Annotated in this window: 1 protein-coding gene; it reads right to left on the bottom strand. The window is 67.1% G+C overall.

Annotated features, from left to right (window positions below; translation table 11 throughout):
• Positions 1-425: 425 nt before the first annotated feature.
• Positions 426-1,499, bottom strand: coding sequence for an IS110 family RNA-guided transposase (locus tag QLQ12_RS46750; protein ID WP_282767537.1), 1,074 nt, complete (start codon positions 1,497-1,499; stop codon positions 426-428).
• Between the last annotated feature and the right edge of the window lie 156 nt (positions 1,500-1,655).

Genomic DNA, 1,655 nt, shown 5'->3' with positions numbered 1-1,655 from the left:
CTTACCTGCATGAGTGTTGGTCGTCCAGCGTAATTTTTGTAGCTGTTGGAGTTGTTCTGGCAGTAGTGGATCGGCTCGCGGCGTAAACGCTGAGCGAGCGTGGTTGGTGGGGCTTCGGATTGTCCTGTTGGCAGCTCCTGGGGTCGTCGGTTGTTCGCTCGCGTGATCGATCGGAGTGGTGGCAAGGTGGCAGCCAGACTTACCTATGGCCGTCGGACGATGAGTTCGTGTCCGCGACATGATGATTGATCGGGTGGCCCCTCGCGTGGGTGCGGCCGCTCAGTCTCACTGGGCCGTCCGCGGTCACCGCCGGGGTCGGCGGTGGTGGTGCGGTCTGACAGTGCGTTTGAGGGAGCTGGCCACTGTTGGTCCCGTCATCGTTGATGTCGGGCTGGCCGGTCCTCGCCGGGTCGGGTCTGTGACCTTCAGCGGGCGATGGTGGTGGGTGCGGCCGGCTGGGCGAGGACGGTGAAGGCGTCGTCACCGAGGCCGGTCAGGATGTGGGTGGCGTGCCGGACGATGCGGCGGGCCTGGGACAGGCAGGCCCGGTTCGCGTCGTAGCGGTCTTTGACCTGGGTGTAGTAGGCGTAGCCGGGGGCGCTCGCGCGGGCGGAGGTTTTCGCGGCTTCGAACAGCAGCCAGCGCAGTACTTCCGGGCCCTGGCGGGAGAGCCGGCCGGGGCTGCGTCTGCCGTCGGAGGAGTGCACGGTGATGTCCAGGCCGACGAACCGGACCGCCTTACGCGAGGAGGAGAACCGGTCGGCGCCGCCGAGCCACGCGCACAGGGCTAGCGAGCTGAGTGGTCCGACGCCGTAGATCTCGTGCATCAACTCCCGGGCGCCCTTCAAGCTGCGGGAACTGTTGAGGAGTCGGTGTCGGAGCCGTTCGAGGTGGTCGGCGAGGGTGTCCATCATGGCCAGGGCGGTGTTGGCCTGCAACCTGCCGGAGATCGACAGCTGATCGTCGATGATGGCCCGGAGCCGGGCCCGGTCACCGCGGACGATGCCGGCCTGTCCGGGTGCGGTGGCGCCCTGATGGAAGCAGGCGGCTTGGATGCGTTGTGCCCAGCCGGTGTGCTGGGTGCGTAGGTCTTGGTAGAGCTCCAGCATCGCCCGGTACTCCAAGGCCTGCTCCGGCGGGATGTAGCACTCCGGCAGCCGGCCCGCGGCGAGGAGCTCGCGGAGCAGTTTCGCGTCGGCCTTGTCGGTCTTGGCCCGCCGTTTCGGGCCGCGCAGCGCGGAGGTGTCGGCCGGTTCGGCCAGGTGCGCGATCACGCCGGCTTTGGTCATCTCCTCGGCGATGTAGCGCCAGCCGGTGCAGCCTTCCATCGCGAATTCCACCGGCCCGACCACGGCGGGGTCGAACCGGGTCAGCCAATCCGCCAGGTGCTGCCGGTCGGCCGGGGTGATCCGGCCGCGTTCCCATTTCCCGTTCTGCTCGTCGACCCAGTCGAATGTCAGCTGCTTCCGGTGGATGTCCAACCCGCCTACGATCGACATCAGGGACCTCCTCAAGCTCCGTGACCATCGATGTCCAACACAGGGAAACCTGCGTCTGAGCTGAGGAGGCCCTCCGACACACCGCGGGTCAAGACCCCGCACGGCGTACACCTCGACTCAACTCACCGACCGCAACGGCCGATGCATGTCATCTCA

Source organism: Actinoplanes sandaracinus (assembly GCF_030009775.1).
GTDB classification, from domain to species: Bacteria; Actinomycetota; Actinomycetes; order Mycobacteriales; family Micromonosporaceae; genus Actinoplanes; species Actinoplanes sandaracinus.
Note: the sequence above shows the minus strand (reverse complement) of the source record. Positions and strands in the feature narration are given on the sequence as shown.

What these genes read in the sequence shown, in the direction of transcription:
- QLQ12_RS46750 (WP_282767537.1), bottom strand. Translation starts at nt 1,499, where the DNA reads ATGTCGATCGTAGGCGGGTTGGACATCCACCGGAAGCAGCTGACATTC.